The sequence below is a fragment of the Streptomyces sp. NPDC021224 genome (genome assembly GCF_044332905.1).
Lineage (GTDB): Bacteria > Actinomycetota > Actinomycetes > Streptomycetales > Streptomycetaceae > Actinacidiphila.
The window spans coordinates 44,253-62,567 of sequence record NZ_JBIRPW010000020.1 but is presented as its reverse complement, the minus strand read 5'-3'; the positions used below and the strand labels follow the sequence as shown (position 1 = coordinate 62,567).

The following is an 18,315-nucleotide window of genomic DNA, read 5'->3' as shown; positions in this document are numbered from 1 at the left end:
CCAGGCCCGCCCGGTTAGGCTGGCGGGGTGGAGACACGTGAGCTGCGGTACTTCGTCGCGGTCGCCGAGGAGCTGCACTTCGGGCGGGCCGCGCAGCGGCTCGGGATCGCCCAGCCTCCGCTGTCGCGGGCGATCGGCGGGCTCGAACGGCGCCTGGGCGCCCTCCTGCTGGAGCGCGGCAGCCGGGGTGTCACCCTGACCGCGGCGGGGGAGGTGCTGCTGCGGGAGGCGCAGGCCGTGCTGGACGCCGTCGAGGCCGCCGAGCAGCGCACCCGCCGGGCCGCCCTCGCCGCGACCGGCCGCCCCACCGTGGTCCTGGCCGCGAAGGCGGGGGCCGGCGGTGAACTGCTGGCGAAACTCCTCGACGCGTACGCCGCCGAGCCCGGCGCCGTCGCCGTGGACGTCGTGCTGTGCGGGCCGGGCGAGCAGACGCGGCTGCTGCACGACGGACGGGCCGATGTGGCGCTGCTGCACCGGCCGTTCGACGACACGTCCGGCTTCGACACCGAGGACCTGCACCGCGAGGGCCAGGTGGCGGTCCTCCCGGCGGGCCACCCGCTCGGCGACCGCCCCCATGTGCGGCTCGCCGAGGTCACCGGGCTTCCCGGTCTGCCGCTGCCCCGCTGGCCCCGCCCCGACAGCACCTTCCCGGACGGCCCCGGACCGCGGGTGCGCGACCACACCCAGCTCACCCAGCTCATCGCCCTCGGCCGGGCCTGCGCGATCGTCCCGGAGTCGGGCCTCACCGGCGTGCGCGAGGACCTCACCGCCGTACCGGTCCCCGACGCCCCCCACGTCACCACGGTCATCGCCTGGCCCCCGCACAGCCGCTCGACGGCGGTCGCGGGACTGGTCCGCGCCGCCACCGCCCTGTGACGCGAGGGCGCCGGCGGTCAGCCGTGCGCCGTCAGGTACGCGGGCCCCGTCCCGAGCCGCGCCCGCGGATGCGGTCGTACGGCGGTGGCACGGGGCGGCCCGGCGGCACATGGGGTGTGCCGCCGGGCCCGGTGGTGCGGGGTGGGGGTTACTGCGTGCCCGCTGCGGCGCCCGCCGCGATGAGCCGCTGGTTGACGGCGCGGACCGGGCCGGGCTCGACCTTGACGACCGCGCGGTCGTACGTGGTCAGGCCGTTCAGCTCGCCCTCGACATCGCTGAGCTGGGTGTAGACCGAGCCGGACAGGTTGCCGGCGGCGGCCGGGACGAGCTGGCTGGTGTTGTCGACGTAGTCCTGGGTCAGCTCCGCGACGGTGGAGGCGTCACCGCCGTAGTTCTGGCCGCCGGAGACACCCAGGATGTGACCGGGGACGTTGAGGGAGTAGCCGCCGTGCTCACCGTCCACCGCGGCCCGGGTGGCGTCCGGGGACGGGAACGCCGGGCCGTGGTAGACGTGGTAGTCGATCATGTCGCCCCGACCCGAGTCCCCTTGCGAGGCGCAGCAGTTGACGCCGGAGGCGGAGTCCACCAGACGGCTCGGGTCCTGCTGCTCGACCGCGTCGGACAGCGCGCCGGTGGCTTCCTTGGACTGCTCGCCCCAGCCCTCGTTCATCATGGTCCAGACGACGATGGACGGCGTGCTGATGTGCTGGTCGACGATCGCGTGGACCTGGTCGTCGAAGGCCTTGTCGTCGGCCGCGCTCGCGCCCGGACCCTCGTTGCGGCTCGGCATGTCCTGCCACACCATCAGGCCGAGCTTGTCGGCCCAGTAGTACCAGCGCGCGGGTTCGACCTTGATGTGCTTGCGGACCGTGTTGAAGCCGAGCTGCTTGTCCAGCTCCAGGTCGGACTTGAGCGCCGCGTCGGTCGGCGCGGTGTAGATGCCGTCCGGCCAGAAGCCCTGGTCGAGGTTGGCCAGCAGGAAGGTGGGCTTGCCGTTCAGCTCGATCTTGTTCACGCCGCCGACCTGGGCGACGGAGACCGACCGCATGCCGAAGTACGAGCCGACCTCGTCGTACGAACGGCCGTCGGTGAGACGGACCTTGAGGTCGTACAGGTACGGGTGGTCCGGGCTCCACAGCTGCGGGTGCGGGACGTGCAGCGTGAGCTTCCCGCCCACGGTGCCGACGACCGTGCCCACGGGCTTGTTCCCCGCGTACGCGGTGGCGCTCACCAGGGACCGGGCCGGGGTGCCCGCGGCCGGGCGGACGGTGACGGCCAGCGTGTCGTCGGACAGGTTCGGCGTCAGGACGAGCGAGTCGATGCTCGCCTGCGCCACCGGCTCCATCCAGACGGTCTGCCAGATGCCGGAGGACGGGGTGTACCAGATGCCGCTGGGGTCACGCGACTGCTTGCCGGTCGGCGTGCTGGGATCGGTGGTGTCCTTGACCTTCAGCGTGAGCGTCTGCGGCCCGCGTCCGGCCAGGGCGTCGGTGACGTCGGCGGTGAACGCCTCGTAGCCGCCGACGTGGTGGGCCACCTGCTTGCCGTTGACGTAGACCCAGGCCTCGTAGTCCACCGCGCCGAAGTTCAGGTGCAGCCGGCTGCCCGAGCCCACCTTCCAGTTCCGCGGGACGGAGAACGTGCGCTGGTACAGCGACCAGTCGTGGTGCTCGGCGACGCCGGACAGCGGCGCCTCCATCGGGTAGGGCACCAGGATCGAGCCGCTCAGCGTGCTCGTGGGCAGCGGGGCGTTCGCGTCGGTGGCCTGGAACTGCCAGGTGCCGTTGAGGTTCTGCCACCGGTCGCGGGTCAGCTGCGGCCGGGGGTAGTCCGGGAGGGCGTTGGCCGGGCTGACGTCCTTGGCCCACTTGGTGGCGAAGTACCAGGTGGAGTTGTTGACCGCCAGGCCGGAGAACAGCGGGACGGGCCCGGCGGAGGTGGTCAGGCCGCCCTGCCCGTCGTAGCTGACCCGTACCTTCGACTTGAGCGCGGCGGGTATGTCGGAAGCGCCCGCGGTCAGCAGCAGCTGCGAGCGGTCGGCGGGGTTGACATCGATGTCAGGCGTCCACCGACTGCTGCCCGCGATGACGGCCAGGTGCTTGCCGAGGTCGGGCGGCAGCGCGGCGACCGGGCCGGGCAGCTGCACGGTCGCGGTCTTGCCCGAGGAGGTGACCGCGGCGTCGACGGTGGGCGGGGCGAAGCCCTCCGGCAGGTGCAGCGCGGAGTCGGGGATCGCCTGCCGGCTGATCCCGGGGCCCGACCACTCGGTCGTGATGTAGGCGCCGCCGTTGCCCTGGTTGTAGTCGAACGCCAGGCTGTGCAGGCCGGCGGTCAGCGTGACCGGCTCGGACTGCGTCTGCACGTCCCAGTCGGTCGTCCAGTGGTCGATGACACTCGCCCCGTCGAGCGACATCCGGAAGCCGTTGTCGCCCTTGATGTAGAACGTGTACGTCCCGTCGGCCGGGACGTCGAGCCGGCCCGTCCAGTGCGCGGCCACGTTGAGGGTGGAGCCCGCGTTGTCGCGCAGCGTCGGCAGCAGGTCGGGCACGTTGAGGGACTTCTCGACACCGGTGCTGCTGTACTGGGCGAAGTCCAGCGACGTGGCGTCGGAGCTGAGGTAGTAGTCGGCGCGCAGGCCCTGGGGGGCGTCGGCGGCCGGGGCCGCGGACGTGCCGGCGGCCGACGTCTGCGTGGCTCCGGCGGTGGCCGGGGTGATCAGTGCCGCGCCCAGCAGCAGCGGCACCAGGGCGGCCAATCGGTGTGTTCTCGGCATGCGGGATATGCCTGATCTCACTGCGGATACACCTCTCCGTGGGAGGAACCGGCGTGCAGGACTGGCGGAGATGTGGGCCTCCGCCAGTTTTCCAACGTTGGAAACTTTGACCGGGAAGGATGAAAGCAGGACCCCGGGGTGACGTCTACCCCCCGCGCGGTGATTGTCGAGGACGGATCGGCTGCGCGGCGCTCACGGGGCATGCCGGAGCGCGACTCCGTGCAGCATCGAATGAGATTCCGTCACGGTGGGTGGAAAACACGCGACATGAATCGCTCCGCGGCGCCCCGATTTTTCTGGCCTGCCGGAAATTCCGGACGGACCGGGCGGCGCCGCGGCGTGAGGGGGCGGACCGGCGTCAGGACACCGGCCCGCCTTCGACGAACACGAAGTCCAGCTCGGCGTAGTAGGTGCCCTTGCCGAACGTGACGACGTTCTGCCCGGCGGTCAGCGGGAGTTCGACGAAAACGAGGTTCCACATGCCGTTGGCGCCCCAGCCGCACCAGCGGTCTTACAACGTTGAAAACATCGCGACTATGAGAGCACGGTCCTTTGACCGTGTCCACCCCTCGCGCAGGAATCCGCGGGCCGTGAGCACGGCAAAGGGGCTTCTCCCTCCGGGGGATCGGACCGGGGCGTCGGCGGCAGTGACGGCGACGGCGACGGCGAGGGCGACGGCGACGGCGATGGCGCGCTTGCCGCGCGGTCGCTCCGGACGCCGCCCGGGGCGGCCGGTACGGCGGCGGGCGTGGGTGGGCACGGTCGCGCCGCGCCGTGCCTGCCGTAGGCTGCGGCCGTACGGCTACCCGTGGGAGGCGGTCGCCCTGATCACCCTCGATCTGCATCCGATCTTCCGGAACAACCGGTCCCTCGACGTGGCGCTGCGTCAGGCGCTGTTCCGGGCCGCCGCCACCGGGGAGGACGTGCTGCAGGTCATCCCGGGCAAGGGGACGGGCGCGCTCCGGCAGCGGGTGCTGACCACGCTGGGGCAGGCGCACTTGAGGAAGCTCTACGCGCGGGTGGAGGTCGATCCGGACAACCCCGGGCGGATCCTGGTGCACATGCGCTGAGCGCGCCCCCGGGGCCGGGCCGCGTCCCGCTCCTGGTGGCGGTCCCGCCTGCGGTGTCCGGGCGTGCGCCCAAGGCCGTTCGCGGGTGTGGCGGTTCGGCGACGCTCCGCATCGAGGGTGTATTGACAGGTGCATGACTATCGGTGAATCTGTACTGCCGCCTCGCGTTCCCCACGCGGCCCAGGGGCGGCGCCTTGAGCATTCTGAACCCCCACGAAGGAGCCAGCATGCGCAGATTCCTGACCCGCGCCTCCACCGTCGCGGTCGCGGCGGCCACCCTCGCCGCTACCGCCGTGCCGATCGGCGCGGCTGCCGCACCGGCCCTGTCCTTCCGCCCCCTGCACTACAACATCAACGGCTACAACTGGGGCGGATACGCCGCCACGGGCAGCGGCTTCACCTCGGTCTCGGCGGCCTGGACCGAGGCGAACGCGACCTGCAACTCCACCGACGACCTCTACGCCCCCTGGGTCGGCATCGACGGCTACGGCTCGTCCACCGTGGAGCAGACCGGCGTGGCGACCGACTGCTCCAGCGGCCGGCCCGTGCACCAGGCCTGGTACGAGATGTACCCGGCCAACCCGGTCTACCTGAGCCTCAGTTCGTACCCGGTGTCGGCCGGCGACCACATCACCGCCTCGGTGACCTACGCCGCCAGCAACAAGTACACCCTGAAGCTCACCGACTCCACCCGCGGCTGGACCTACACCACGACCAAGTCGCTGTCCGCCCAGCGGCTCAGCGCCGAGGTCATCATCGAGTCGCCGACCGGGGCCTACCCGAACTTCGGCACCCTCAACTTCACCTCGGCCACGGTCAACGGAAGCTCCCTCGGATCCTTCAGCCCGGTCGCGCTCGACCCCTCCAACGGCGCCTACGAGGCCCGGACCGGCGCGCTCGGCTCCAGCGGCACCAGCTTCAGCGAGACGTACCTCCGGGAGTAGCCGTCCCCGCGCTGGGGCGCTCACCCGCCCCAGCGCACGAAGCCCGGCTGTGCGGCCCGGCACCCGCGCCCCCGGGAGAGGTGCCGATGCGCGCGCTCTGCGTGACGCGCCGGCCCGCCTTGCCCGTACCGGAAATCAGGTGATCGGACGCCGCGCGTCGTCCAGGATCACCCCGTGAGCCGAGAACTGGTGACGTTCCTTCACGCACGGCTGGACGAGGACGCCGATCTGGCCCGACGCTGCGAAGGCGGCGGGGAGTGGACCGCGGACGGGCACACGGACACGGTCGACTTCGGCCGGGAGGAACGCGCGGGCCTCCCGCCCGCGATCGCTCTCCATGTGGCGCTGCACGACCCGTCGCGCGTCCTGCGGGAGGTCGAGGCCAAGCGGCGGGTTCTCGCCCGCCATGGACTCAGCCCGGCTGTCGGCGATCCCGAACTTCCCTGGGACGACCGCGACGACTGCCAGTACGACGGCGATCCGTGGCCGTGCGACGACCTCCTCGACCTCGCGTCGCCTTGCGCCGGCCGCCCCGACCACCCCCTTCGGCGGCCGCCCGTCCCCGAGGCCGAGGCGCCTGGACGCGACTGATCGAGGGCTCTGCCGGACGTGACGCCGTGACGGCCCCCGTGGCGGGCCAGCCGCACGGAAGGGCCGGCGTCAGAGGGTGGTCGCGGACCGGGACGAGGCAGCCCTCGGTGGTCGAGCAGGCGCCGTAGGTGAGGCGGAGGTGTGCCGTCGTGCCGGGGGAGGGGACGGCAGGCGGGCGGGGAGGTGGAGGACGACGGGGCCGTCGGGGTAGACGGGGAGGGCCACGTCCAGCTCGGGGAGGCCCAGGGCGTACGGACGGGCCGAGGCGGTGGCCGGTGCGGAGGGGGTGAGCGGTTCCGCGGTGCCTGGACGGCGCGCCGCCCCGGCCGGGGTCGGACCGGGGCGGGGCGGCGCGGGTGGGTCAGGCCGGCGGGGGCGTCACGCGGTGGCGATGCCGAAGACGTGCATGTCGCCGCCCTGTGTGGTGGCGGGCAGCGTCACGGACGCGAGCTGCTTGCCGGGCTGGAGGACGATCGGGGCGGTGGCGAACACGTCCGTGCCGACCGGGTCGGTCGAGCCGCCCATGACGTCACGGTAGGCGGTGTGCACGGCGACGGTGTTGCCGAAGGAGGGGGTGCCCCCGCCGCCGCCGAGCGTCCAGTCGCTGAAGCCGATCTCGGCCTGCTGGGTGGAGCCGTCGGCGTAGGTGAGCGTGACGGTTCCGGAGGTGTCGCCGAAGGCGGCACTGCCGAGCAGGCTGAGCTTCGTGGCACCGGCCGCGCTCTTCGAGACGTCGAGGACCTGGTCCCCGCCGCCCACGACGATGTTGTCGGGCGCGCCGGGCGCGACGTCGGGCCAGGTGAAGTCGAAGCCGCCGGCGGTGACGGTGCCGCCCGGGGTGACCCCGGCTCCGGCGAGGGCCGTCGCCGAGTAGCTCCAGCCGCCGCCGTCGAAGTCGGCCTTCGGGTCGTTGTCGTCGGCGGATATGCCGTTGTTGTTCACGTACCAGGTGACGGAGCCGCGCACGCCCACGGTGACGCTGAGCCACACGGTCGGTGCGGTGGCGCCGTGCTGGGCGGTGAGGGTGAACGGCACCGCGTACACACCGGGTTTGGTGCCTGCGGCGGCGTCGACGGTGAGCTTCGCGGTGGTGGCGGCCTTCGCCGACACGATCGCGGTGCCGCGCGCGGGGGAGACCGTGATGCCCGCCGGGGCCGTGGCGCTCCAGGACACCTTGGTCTTCTTGTCCTGGATCGTGGACAGCGCGAGCGAGGCGGGCGCGGAACTGCCGGGTTCGATCTTCACGGACGTGGGCGAGGCGGCCGCGAAGAAGGGCGCCTCACCGGTGCGGAAGGACGGCGGGGCGTCCTGGGCGGCGCTGCCCCAGCGGGTGTTCGGGGTGTCGCCGAGCGTGTAGTCGAGGGTGCCGCCACGGGTGGTGAAGGAGGCGGGCACCCAGGGCTTGTCGGACGTGCCGCCGTTGACGCGCAGGTGCTGGATGTAGATGTTCTTCGCCGACGCCCCGGGGGCGTTGACGGTGATGGTGCGGCCGGTGCCGGTGCGGATCACGGCCTTGGGGAAGACCGGCGTGCTGAGCACCAGGTCGGCGCGGCTGGGCACCTGCGGGTAGAGGCCGAGCGCGGAGAAGACGTACCAGGACGACATGGTGCCGGCGTCGTCGTTGCCGGGGATGCCGCCGGGGGTGTTGGTCCACAGCTGGTCGGTCTCGGCGCGGACGGTCTGCTGGGTCTTGTACGGCGCGCCGAGGTAGTCGTAGAGGTAGGGCGCGTTGATGTCGGGTTCGTTGGTCGGGTCGTAGCGGGTGGCGTCCTTCGCGGAGAAGTCGAAGCTGCCGTCGGGGGCGCGGAAGAAGGCGTCGAGCCGCTGGATCGCGGTGTCGTCGCCGCCCATCGCCCGGGAGAGGCCCGCCACGTCGGAGTAGACCATCCAGGTGTAGCGGGCGCTGCTGCCCTCGACGAACCCGTTGCCGGTGCCCGGGCTGAAGGTGGCGCCGGCCCAGGAGCCGTCGGAGCCGCGGTCGCGCATGTAGCCGCCCTGCGCGGTGGCGTTGGGGTCGAAGACGTTGGTCCAGTTGCCGCTGCGCTCGGCGAAGGCCTTCTGCGCGGACCTGTCGCCCACGGCGCCCGCGAGTTCGGACAGCCCGAAGTCGGCGGCCGCGTCCTCCAGGGTCTCGGCGGCGCCGCCCCAGCAGTGGCAGTTGTCCGACGGCACGTAGCCGAGCTTCAGGTACTGGTCCAGCGCGGGCCGCTGGCCGACGCACTCGACGTTGCAGCCGGAGCTGTCGGAGTCGTTGGCGGTCGGCACGGTCGCGGCCTCGACCAGCGAGGCGAGGGCGCCCTTGACGTCGAAGTCGTGGCCGCCGAAGGCGTAGATGCCGGCGAGGGCCGCGTCGGAGGGGTCGCCGGACATGACGCTGGTCTTGCCGTTCTCCAGCAGCCAGCGGTCCCACTCACCGCCGCGCTGGTCGGCGTAGTTGAAGAGCGACTGGGCGTAGTCGCTGCCGACCCGCGGCTGGAGGAGCGTCAGCAGCTGCACCTGGGCGCGGTACTGGTCCCAGCCGGAGAAGGTGCCGTACTGGGCCTGCTGGCCCCTGGTGAGCCGGTGGATCGCGCGGTCGCCGCCGAGGTAGCGCCCGTCCACGTCGCTGGTGAGCGTGGGCTCCAGCATCGAGTGGTACAGGGCGGTGTAGAAGGTGCTGAACTGGTCGGGGGTGCCGCCGGAGACCGCGACGCGGCGCAGCGCGGTGTTCCAGTCCCGCCGCGCGGCGTCCCGCACCGAGGCGAAGGAGCGCGACGGCGGGTTCTCCGCACGGAGGTTGGCGGCGGCGCCGTCGGCGCTCACATAGGAGACGGCGACCTTCACCTGCACGTCGCGGGTGCCGGCCGGGAAGGTGACGTAGGCGCCGGAGCCCTTGCCCGCGGTGGGGTTGCCGCTGCTGTTGTAGCCGGTGCCGCCGGAGGCGGAGGTGGACCCGGCGGCGAGCGTGCCGTCGGTCCAGGTCCCGGTCTTGGCGAAGGGCTGGTCGAACTGGGCGGTGAAGTGCAGGGTGTAGGTGTCGTGCCGGTTGTTGGCGCTCTGCGGCCCGCAGAAGTTGCCTGCGTCGACGGAGCCGGTCACCGTACGGGTGGCCGCGTCGATGCTGACCGTGGCGGCGCTGCTCCCGCTCTCGGAGTTGGAGGTGCGCAGCAGCATGCTCGCGGGCCGGTCGGCCGGGAAGCCGAACTCACCGGTGCCGGTACGGGCGGTGGTGGTCAGCTCCGCGGTCGCGCCGCTGTCGAGGGCGACCTTGTAGTAACCGGCCTGCGCCGTCTCGGCGGTGTGCGAGAAGGTGCTCGCGTAGACCGCGTCGCGGGTGTCGGAACTCGGCGAGGAGGTCACGTCACCGACGAACGGCATGATCGGGATGTCGCCGTTCGCACCCGAACACCCCACGCCGTTGAGGTGGGTGAGGCTGAAACCGCGGATCCGGGTGGCGTCGTAGCGGTAGCCGCCCGGGGCCGGGGTGGAGAACTGGTTGCCCGTCGAGGTCTGCGGGCTCCAGGCGAGCATGCCGAACGGGACGACGGCGCCGGGATAGGTGTTCCCGGCGTTCGAGCTGCCGATCAGCGGGTTGACGTACGAGGCCGGGTCCGCCGGTGCGGCACCGGGTGCGGCCGCGGCGGCGGTCTGGGCGCCGAGGCCGAGGCCCAGCAGCGCGGTGACGGCGGTGGCCGCGGTGAGGACCCGGCGCCGCAGACGGGGTTTTCCGCGGGAGGAATCGGAGGAGGAGGATCTGGCTGACACTTTCCTGCCCTTCGGACGTACGGGGGAGGAGCGGCGCCCCGGAGGGTGGTGGGGCGCCCGCCGAGACGGACAACGTTGTCATCGGACCGGCAAGTGATGCTCCTCCGGCTTTTACAACGTTGTCAAGATCCTTGCCGCTCTTCGCCGTTCGCTCTTCGCTGTTCGCGACGGGCGGGCCGGCAAGGCGGTGAGGCGCTCGTCGCGGCGACCGGCCCGACCGTCGGCCGGTACCCGGGACGGCGCCGGGCACGGCCCCGGCACGGCCCGGTGCGGGCCCCCGAACGCGGGCCCGCACCGGGGGCGGTGCTACGCGGGGTTGTCCGCGCGGGGGCCGACCGGGGTGTTCGCCGGGGACAGGGTGCTGGTGCCCTTCGCCGTGAGCCAGCTGGTGCGGTAGACCGGGACGGCGGTCGGGACGACCCGGGGGTCCGGCTGCGCGCCGGTCGGGGTCGGGGTGAGGTAGAAGTCCGCCTGGACCCGTTCCTTCGTCACGTCCAGCACGGTGAAGCCGTGGCCGACCCCGTCGAGGTAGCGCACCCACGGGTTGACCTGGCGTGAGGAGGCGATGAACTGCTCGACGGTGGCCACGACCTCCTCGGGGGTGACCGCGGGGTTGCGGGCCTGGAGCTGCGGGGCGACCTGCTCGTAGAAGCCGTCCGAGGTCACGGACGGCGTGACGAACTCGACGGCGGCCGGGGTGTAGCCGGTCGTGCCCGGCGCCGTGGCCCCGGCGGTGGCGGGGATCTCCGTTGCCCACGAGGAGTGGATGTCGCCGGTGAGGACGACGACGTCGCCCGGCGAGGCGGCGTACGCGGCCGTGACCGCGGCCTGGTCGGCCTGGTAGCCGTCCCACTGATCGGAGTTGACCAGCAGCGCGGTGTCCGGCAGCGGACCGCCGTTGCTCTTGATCGCGGCGGGGGCCAGGGCGGCGGCGGGGAAGCGGACCGGTGTCTGCACGACCTGGTTGCCGATCAGGTGCCAGCCGTCGTCGGACCTGAGGCCCGCCTTGAGCCACGCGAGCTGCTCCGGCTCGGGGAGGTGCCGGGCGGGGTCGGCCAGCGCCGCGTCGGACCGGTCGGTGAGACCGGGCAGCGCGGTCGGGATGAAGCCGCCGCCCTGGCCGGTGAAGCCCGGGAATTCGACTTGGCGGCTGCGGTTCTGGCGGGTCTCCAGGATGGAGAGGGAGCCGAGCGTGCCGAAGGTGAAGCGGCGGAAGAAGCGGGTCCCCCGGTGCGGCACCCGCCGGCTCTGGTCGGGCAGACGGAACGGCATCCACTCCAGGTACGCCTGGTACGCCGCCTCGCGGCGCTGCTGGAACTGCGCGGCGGTCGTGCCCGCGGCCTGGTTCTCGGCGCCCGTGTCCCAGGCGTTGTTGGCCACCTCGTGGTCGTCGAAGATCGTGATCCACGGGTGGGCGTTGTGGGCGGCCTGGGCGTCGGGGTCGGCCTTGTGGATGGCGTGGCGCAGCCGGTAGTCCCGCAGCGTCAGCAGGGTGTTGGCGGGCTCGGCGTCGCGGATGCCGACGAGCTCGGCGGGGCCGTAGCGGCCGTCCGGGTCGGAGGCGTCCGAGACCGGGCCGTTGGGATATTCGTAGATGTAGTCGCCCACGTGCAGGACGAAGTCCAGGTCGTCGCGGGTGGCGATCTGCCGGTAGGCGGTGAAGTAGCCGCCAGTGTAGTTCGAGCAGGTGACCAGGGCGAAGCGGAGGGCGTGGGACCTGCCGGGGACGTCCGGGGCGGTCCGGGTGCGCCCGACGGGGCTGGTCTCGCCCGCCGCCCTGAAGCGGTAGAAGTACCGGGTGTACGGCTTCAGCCCCTCGACGTCGACCTTGACGGTGTGGTCGCTGTCGGGGTGGGTGAGGTGGTCGCCGCGCCGGACGACCCGGGTGAAGTGGCGGTCGCGCGCCACCTCCCAGGTCACGTGCGTGCGGGCGCCGAGGCCGCTGCCCGGGGTCGCCACCGGGTCCTTCGGGCCCCGGCGAGGCGGGGTCACCCGGGTCCAGATGACGACCGCGGTGCCGGTCGGGTCACCGCTGGCGACGCCGTAGCCGAACACGCCCTTGTGGGCGGGCGCGGCGGCCGCCTCGGCGTCGAAGGAACGGGCGGAGAAGGCGAAGGCCAGCGCGCCTGCCGTGACGGCCGCGCCCTTGAGCGTGCTGCGGCGGGTCACGGGGCCGGGAGAGGAAGGAGTCACGAGCGGAACGTGCCAGCGGCGGGTGAATACCGGATCGGACCCGTGGTGAACAGCGGGCGCAGGCGGCGGGAACAGCGGTGGAACACCCCGGGATGCGCGCCGCGGTCAGGACGACGCGGTGCACGACGGTTCGACCTCGGCGGCGGCGTGGTGGGCGTTGTCGTAGCTGCCGCAGCCGATGCCCCGGTCGTGCAGGACGACCGTGATGACGCCCTGGGTGACGGGCACCGTGCCGCCGGCGACCCACTGGCCCAGGTGCGCGGTCCGGCCGACCTTGAACGAGCTGATCTGCGGTGAGCCCACGGACGAGCCGTTCTGGGCGGTGTGGTGGGAGGGGTGGCCGGTGCTGCCCTCGGTGTACGGGTGGTGGGGCTGGGGATGCCGGTGCTCCCGCAAACACGTTCGGCCGGAAAGTGATCATGCTGTGACCTCGTGCCGGAGGCGCCCGGAGGTGATGGCCACTACCGTTCCCCCGTGCCGACGAACGACGACATGCCCGCAGGTCACCGTCACATAAGCGACGACGAGTGGAACGACTTCGTCCTGCGCTTCGCCAGGGAGACCGCCACCGCCCCCGTGCCCGGTGCGGCCCCCGCCCGGAGGCGGAAGCGGACGCTGCCGTGGGTCGCCGGGGCCTCGGCGGTGGCGGCGGCGGTCGCGGCCGTCCTCGTGCTGAGGCCGGCCGGCCCCTCGCCCCACACGGCCGTCGCGGCGACCGCCCCCGCCGTGCGTGCATCCGCGCCGAGCCCCGCGGCCTCCACCGTGAACCCCGCTTCGGTACGGGCGACGGTCCCGCTGGCGGAAGCGTTCCCGGAACAGGTCGCGGGCGGCGCCGACACGTTCACCAGGGTGGCCATGGTCACGATGCCGTCCTGCACCGCACCCGACTCGGTCGGACCCCGGCTGATCGCCATGATCGACGCGAGCGCGGGCTGCGTCGGCGAGGAGGTCGCCCTCTACAAGGACGCGCACGACGACCAGTTCAACCTGGCGGTGTTCACGATGAACGAGCCGCAGGACATGCTGAAGATGGTGACCGAACTGACCTTGGCCGTCGACGACTACGAGGTGGCCGCCCAGGCCCCGCCACCCGGGTCGGGCCTGCCCACCCTGCCCGCCGACAGCGGCATGGTGCAGTCCTTCACCGGCCAGGTACGGGCCATGGTGATCGGGACGGCCCAGTGGTCGGACGGCCGCACGAGCGACTACCAGCAGCTCGTCGACCGCCTGCAGCCGCTGCTCACCGCGGTCTCCCGGAACGTCGCCGCCTACGAGACCGCGCGGTAGCCGTCACCGCCCGCCCCGGAGGGCGGAGGGCGGGGTGAAGCCGACGTAGGGGTTGGCGTTGTACCCGAGCCCGGACGGCAGCGCCGCGCCGGCCTTCACCGAAGTCAAACGGCCTTGTTCCGGCTGGAGCGCCGCGTGGGCGGCAGTTGCCTCATCCGCCCGTCCGGCGGACGGGACCGGACAGCCGAGGGCAGGAAACCGGCTCGGCCGCAACTTCGGACCGCGGACTCGGGGCCGACCCCGGTCAGCTGCAGTGGGCGACGGGGTCGTACACCCTGGCCTTCGCCACGCTGATGTTCATCGCGGGCGCGCTGGGCGACCGCTTCGGGCACCGGACCGTGTTCGCGGGCGGGCTGGTGGTCTTCGCCGGGGCGTCGCTGTGCCCCGCGCCGGGCGGAAGGAGCGTCAGGTCCCGCGGGCGGCCGAGGAGAAGGGGCTGCGCTCGGTGTGAGGCCCGCGCGGCGAACCCCGGCCACGGTGGTGCTCCCGGCCGTGGGACCGGGTTGTCAGAGCAGGCCGATACCTTCTGCCGCATGCCGACCTTGACGCAGACGTACGCCTACCGCGGGGCCTCGACGCTCTCCTCCGAGGGGGAGTTGCGGCTGGCCACGTCCGGCGCCGTGACTCCGGACGGGTGGTCGGGGGAGGCGCGGTTCTTCGCCGGGGCCCTGCGGTATCCGCAGGAGGCCGCCGCGGCGCTGCTGGCCGTCGCGGACGTCGCCGCCGCCGACTACCGGCGGCGCCGGTCGGGACTGCTGGACCCGGTGGTGACCGGGCACGGGGACCGGCTGCGGTTCGAGTCGTTCTCGGCGTGCGGGGGCGTCTACGCGCAGCTGGAGGTGCTGGCGGGCGGCCTCGACGGGGTGACCGGGTACGGGACGACCAATGTGGACGTCAACCTGCCGCTGCGGGACGCGCTGTCGGCGGTCCGGCCGGGGGAGGCGCTGCACCTGCGGGTCGGGCCGGAGGAGCTGGAGGTGCGCGCCGCGGCGAGCCGGGAGCCGGTCGTCGAGCGCAAGGTGGCGCTGCCGGAGCGGTGGGTCCGCGGATTCGGCGAGGTCCAGGCGGTCCTGGCCGGATTCGACGAGCGGGCGCGCGTCCCCGCCGCGGCCGCGGTGCGCTTCCTGCGGTCGCTGCCGCGCGGAGGATCCGGCCCGGCGCAGTGGGCGGTGGCCGCGGGCGGCGCGCTGCGGCTGACGTCCCGGCCGGTCCCCGGAGCGGTGTGCCTGCCCGGACCGGAGCGGCTGGGCGCGCTCACGCGGGTGCTGCGCTTCGCGCGGGCGCTGACGCTGTACGGTCCGCCGCCCGCGCCCGGCGGGGAGCCGCAGGCCGGGGCCTGGGAGGTCGAACTGCCGGGGATGCGGCTGCTGCTGGTGCTCTCGCCGGACAACGCCCGCGGCTTCTCCGGCGAGGGGGCGAACCTCCAGGGGATGCTCCCGGCGGAGGAGGAGCGGGACGCCGTCGCGGTCGGCGAGTGCCTGGCCTGGCAGGCCCGGATCGACGTACGGGAGCTGGCGCGGCGGTGCGGGCTCACCGAGGAGCGGGTGCGGGCGGCGCTGGCCGTGCTCGCCGGGGCGGGACGGATCGGGTACTGCCCGGCGGAGGCCGGGTACTTCCACCGCGAACTGCCCTTCGACGCCGAGGCGGTGGAACGCTGCAACCCGCGTCTGGGCGGCGCCCGCGCCCTCGTCGCCGAGGGCCGTGTACGCCTCACGGCATGGGACGGGGCCGAGGGATCGGCGACGGTCGACGACGGGCGGCAGCACGTCCGCCGCACCCGGGCGGGCTGGTCCTGCACCTGCGAGTGGTGGGCCCGGTACGGGGGCGGGCGGGGCCCCTGCAAGCACGTCCTGGGAGTGCAGCTCGCGCTCCGGGGGCGGGAGTCGGTCGGCGGCACGGTACGGACAGGGGCAGGGGCATGACGACGGTGGACGGTACGGGGGCTACGACGGCTATGACGGTGACGACGGGCACGACGCGGACGACAGCCACGGCGGCACCTGCCGGGGCGGCGAAGGGCCCCGCGGCGGAGGGCCCCGCGGTCGAGTGGGACGAGCTTCGCGCCCTCATCGCGGGCCAGGTGCCGCAGCGGGTCGTCGCGCGCCTCGCGCCCTTCCCGGTGTCCCGGCTGCGGCATCTGCAGCCGCACGTCAAGGCGCTGCGCGTCCGGCTGCGCCGGGACATGTCCGAGACCGGGAGATACGTCGAGGCCTACGACCAGGTGGCCGCGACATACGTCGCCGGGATCCTGTGCTCGGCCACCCCGCACCAGGCCTTCGGCTGGCTGACGCAGCGCGGGCTGTTCACCACGAGCTGGCCGCTCCCCGGCGGCGGCGCGCGGAGCGTGGACGCCCGGGACATCCTCGACCTGCTGCTGCTCGACCACCGCGATCCCGCGTGGCAGCGCGACCTCGCCCTCCGGCTGGCCGCATGGCTGCCGACCGATCAGGGCCTGGCGCCCTGGCTGGTCACCTACGGTCTGGCCGTACGGTCGGGCACGCGGCTGCCCGCGACGGACGGCTTCATCCGCGGCTGGGTCTCCGAGGGCAGCCTGATCCGCTACGGACGCCACCACCAGACGTGGGAACGGCCCGCGGTCCAGTTCCGGCCGGAGCCGGAGCCGCAGCCGGAGCCGCACCCCAGGACGCTGCTGGCCTGGCTGCGCGCCGAACCGCGGCTGCGCGAGTTCCTCCCGCGGCTCTTCGAAGTGGAGGGCGTCGGAGCCGAGTTCGCCGACCGCTACGCGGTGCACTTCGGCGCCGACAACGACTGGCCCACGGCGCTGGCGGCGCTCGCCGCGGAAGGCGTCCTCGACCGGGACGAACTGCTCGACCTCTGCCTGGCGAAACTGCTGCGCGGCGACCGTCCGGGCACACTGCGCGGCTTCACGGCGCTGCACGACCGGATCGCCCCGACCCCGCACGAGACGGCCGCCCGCGCCGGCATGTACGTCCGCCTCGCCGCCGACGGCGCCGGAACCGTCGCCAGGACGGCCCAGAAACTCCTCAAGGACCTGGACGCCGCGGGCCGTCTGGAGCCCGCGGACTTCGCGGAGCTGTGCGCGGCCGTCCTCACCCGGCCCGAGACCGCCCTCGCCACGACCCAGCTCGGCTGGATGGACAGGGCCGTACGCCGGGATCCGGCGCGGGCCCCCGAGCTCGTCGCCACCGCGGCGCTCGCGTTCGGTCACCCCGCCGCGTCCGTCCAGGAACGGGCGCTCGGCCTCGCCGCCCGCCGGCTCGCGCTCGCCGGCCCCGAGGTGCGCGAGCAACTGCGGGAAGCCGCCGGGTCGCTCGACGCGGCCCTGCGGGGGGACGCCGCGCGCCTGCTGGGGGAGCAGCGGGCCGCCGAGGCGGAGCCCCCGCGGCTCCCCGGCGTGCCCGACCGCAGACTGCCCCCGGCGGTCGCCTCACCGGCCGAACTCGCCGAGCGGTACGCGGCACTCCTCGCCGCGCGCCGCGTCGAACCGATGGAGCTGGAGCGGGTGCTGGAGGGCGCGGTGGCCCTGCACCACGCCGACGCAGCCGCGGTCGCGGCCGCCTTCGCGCCCCTCGCCGCCCGGCGCCCCGCCCGGACGGGGGTCACCGGCTGGTCGGCGACCGTCGTGAGCGTGGCCCTGGCCTGCCTCATGGACGTCCTCGCCGGGCGCCCCGCGCGAGCCGCGCACGAGGCACACCGCTACCTGATCCGTGAACGCTTCACGAGCGTGAACCAGGTACCGGTCCGGCGCATCCACGAGATCGCCGGCCGACTGCCCTCCCGCCGGGCGCCGTTCCTGCTCGCCACACCCACGGCGGCGGACGGCTCGATCGACCCGGAGGTGCTCGCCGGGCGGCTGGACCGCTACCGGGCCGACTCCGTGCGGCCCTGGCCGGACGACCTCGAACAGTCCCTGCTGAGGATTCCCGCCGCGGCGCGCGCCGACCTGACCGCACGCGTACGGGCCCTGGCCGGACGGAAGAGGGCACGCGTCGTCCTGCCGGTCCTCACCGGATTCCACACCCAGCCGCTGGGGAGCCCCGAGATACCGCAGGGCTGGGGCCAGGAGGTCAGCGTGCCCCGTGTCGCGCCCCTCATGACCGCGGCCGTCCCCCCGCGGGCGGGCACGCTCGCCTTCGTCCTGGCGCAGACCCCCGACCCGCTGCGGCCCGATTCGTACCTGTGGCCCCGGACGGACCCGGGTACGGACGACCTGGTCGGCGCGTGGCCCGGCATCGTCCCCCACCACCCGGAGCTGATCGCCGCCCACGCGCTGCCCCGGCTCCTCCGCCAGGCCGGCACCGGCGCGCCGAACGAAGCCGACCGCGTACTGCCGCTGCTCGCGGAAGCGAGTGGCGCCCCCGGCCCGGTGGTGCACCTCGCCCTCGGCTACGTCCTGACGGCGGCGGGCGGGGAGAGCCGCACCGCGGCCGTCGACGCGCTGCTCACGCTGGCCGCGCGCGGCCGCCTGGACGCGCCCGCGCTCGGCGCCGCCCTCGCCGCGCTGTGGCAGGAGGGCATCGCCCGGCCCAACCGCTTCGTGGCCGCGCTCGGCGACGCCGCCCGGGCCGGGGCCTGCGCACAGGTGTGGGACGTCGTCCGCGCCCTGACCGCCGCCGTCGCCGCGGACCCCGGCCGCAGGGGACTGCCGGACCTGCTGGCGCTGGGCGCGGAATGCGCCGCGACCGCCCGCATACGCGCCGACGTACCCGAGATCGACGCCCTGGCGGCGCTGGCCCGGCCCGCGCGGGTGGCGAAGGAGGCGAAGCGGCTCCGGGAGATCCTCCGGGGCTGACGCCCGCACACGGCAGGAGCGGCGCCGGGCCGCCCGGCGGTGACCACGCGAACCGCCGTGGCC

12 protein-coding genes and 1 pseudogene are annotated in these 18,315 nt (G+C 73.9%); 8 read left to right on the top strand and 5 right to left on the bottom strand.

What is annotated here, in order from left to right:
* Nucleotides 1–27 precede the first annotated feature (27 nt).
* The gene (locus ACH4PY_RS32730; RefSeq protein ID WP_398191437.1) at nucleotides 28–876 is read left to right on the top strand and encodes a LysR family transcriptional regulator; all 849 of its coding nucleotides are present in this window, start codon (nucleotides 28–30) and stop codon (nucleotides 874–876) included.
* Between the two features lie 148 nt (nucleotides 877–1,024).
* Here the strand turns inward: ACH4PY_RS32730 and ACH4PY_RS32725 are convergent, their stop codons facing one another.
* A complete protein-coding gene (locus ACH4PY_RS32725) occupies nucleotides 1,025–3,649 on the bottom strand; it encodes a PA14 domain-containing protein (RefSeq protein ID WP_398191434.1) in 2,625 nt (874 codons plus the stop codon).
* Between the two features lie 358 nt (nucleotides 3,650–4,007).
* Nucleotides 4,008–4,130, bottom strand: coding sequence for a hypothetical protein (locus tag ACH4PY_RS32720; RefSeq protein WP_398191432.1), 123 nt, complete (start codon nucleotides 4,128–4,130; stop codon nucleotides 4,008–4,010).
* Nucleotides 4,131–4,401: 271 nt separating this feature from the next.
* Here ACH4PY_RS32720 and ACH4PY_RS32715 point away from each other — a divergent pair, with 271 nt between their 5' ends.
* From ACH4PY_RS32715 to ACH4PY_RS32705, 3 genes are all read left to right on the top strand, one after another.
* Entirely contained in the window at nucleotides 4,402–4,719 is a 318-nt protein-coding gene (locus ACH4PY_RS32715; RefSeq protein ID WP_398191429.1) for a Smr/MutS family protein, read from the top strand.
* 227 nt (nucleotides 4,720–4,946) lie between these two features.
* Nucleotides 4,947–5,663, top strand: coding sequence for a G1 family glutamic endopeptidase (locus ACH4PY_RS32710; protein ID WP_398191426.1), 717 nt, complete (start codon nucleotides 4,947–4,949; stop codon nucleotides 5,661–5,663).
* Between the two features lie 174 nt (nucleotides 5,664–5,837).
* Entirely contained in the window at nucleotides 5,838–6,254 is a 417-nt protein-coding gene (locus ACH4PY_RS32705; protein ID WP_398191423.1) for a DUF6221 family protein, read from the top strand.
* 378 nt (nucleotides 6,255–6,632) lie between these two features.
* On the opposite strand, the gene ACH4PY_RS32700 is transcribed toward ACH4PY_RS32705, so the two are convergent.
* The 3 genes from ACH4PY_RS32700 to ACH4PY_RS32690 all read right to left on the bottom strand — a co-directional run bounded on the left by ACH4PY_RS32700 (nucleotide 6,633) and on the right by ACH4PY_RS32690 (nucleotide 12,587).
* Nucleotides 6,633–9,950, bottom strand: a complete 3,318-nt coding sequence (locus ACH4PY_RS32700; protein WP_398191637.1) for a GH92 family glycosyl hydrolase — start codon at nucleotides 9,948–9,950, stop codon at nucleotides 6,633–6,635.
* Nucleotides 9,951–10,304: 354 nt separating this feature from the next.
* Nucleotides 10,305–12,191 (bottom strand): alkaline phosphatase D family protein, encoded by a 1,887-nt coding sequence (locus ACH4PY_RS32695; RefSeq protein WP_398191420.1) that lies wholly within the window; start codon nucleotides 12,189–12,191, stop codon nucleotides 10,305–10,307.
* Between the two features lie 105 nt (nucleotides 12,192–12,296).
* Nucleotides 12,297–12,587, bottom strand: a complete 291-nt coding sequence (locus ACH4PY_RS32690; protein ID WP_398191417.1) for a hypothetical protein — start codon at nucleotides 12,585–12,587, stop codon at nucleotides 12,297–12,299.
* 78 nt (nucleotides 12,588–12,665) lie between these two features.
* Here ACH4PY_RS32690 and ACH4PY_RS32685 point away from each other — a divergent pair, with 78 nt between their 5' ends.
* From ACH4PY_RS32685 to ACH4PY_RS32670, 4 genes and pseudogenes are all read left to right on the top strand, one after another.
* Nucleotides 12,666–13,478: a hypothetical protein gene (locus ACH4PY_RS32685; RefSeq protein ID WP_398191414.1), complete on the top strand. Its 813-nt coding sequence runs from the start codon at nucleotides 12,666–12,668 to the stop codon at nucleotides 13,476–13,478.
* A 146-nt stretch (nucleotides 13,479–13,624) separates the two neighbouring features.
* Nucleotides 13,625–13,852 (top strand): annotated as a pseudogene (locus ACH4PY_RS32680) (MFS transporter); the annotation flags it as partial.
* 159 nt (nucleotides 13,853–14,011) lie between these two features.
* The gene (locus ACH4PY_RS32675; RefSeq protein ID WP_398191634.1) at nucleotides 14,012–15,400 is read left to right on the top strand and encodes an SWIM zinc finger family protein; all 1,389 of its coding nucleotides are present in this window, start codon (nucleotides 14,012–14,014) and stop codon (nucleotides 15,398–15,400) included.
* Nucleotides 15,397–18,252: a DUF6493 family protein gene (locus ACH4PY_RS32670; RefSeq protein ID WP_398191411.1), complete on the top strand. Its 2,856-nt coding sequence runs from the start codon at nucleotides 15,397–15,399 to the stop codon at nucleotides 18,250–18,252. Before ACH4PY_RS32675 ends, ACH4PY_RS32670 begins: the two co-directional genes overlap by 4 nt.
* The last annotated feature ends 63 nt before the right edge of the window (nucleotides 18,253–18,315 follow it).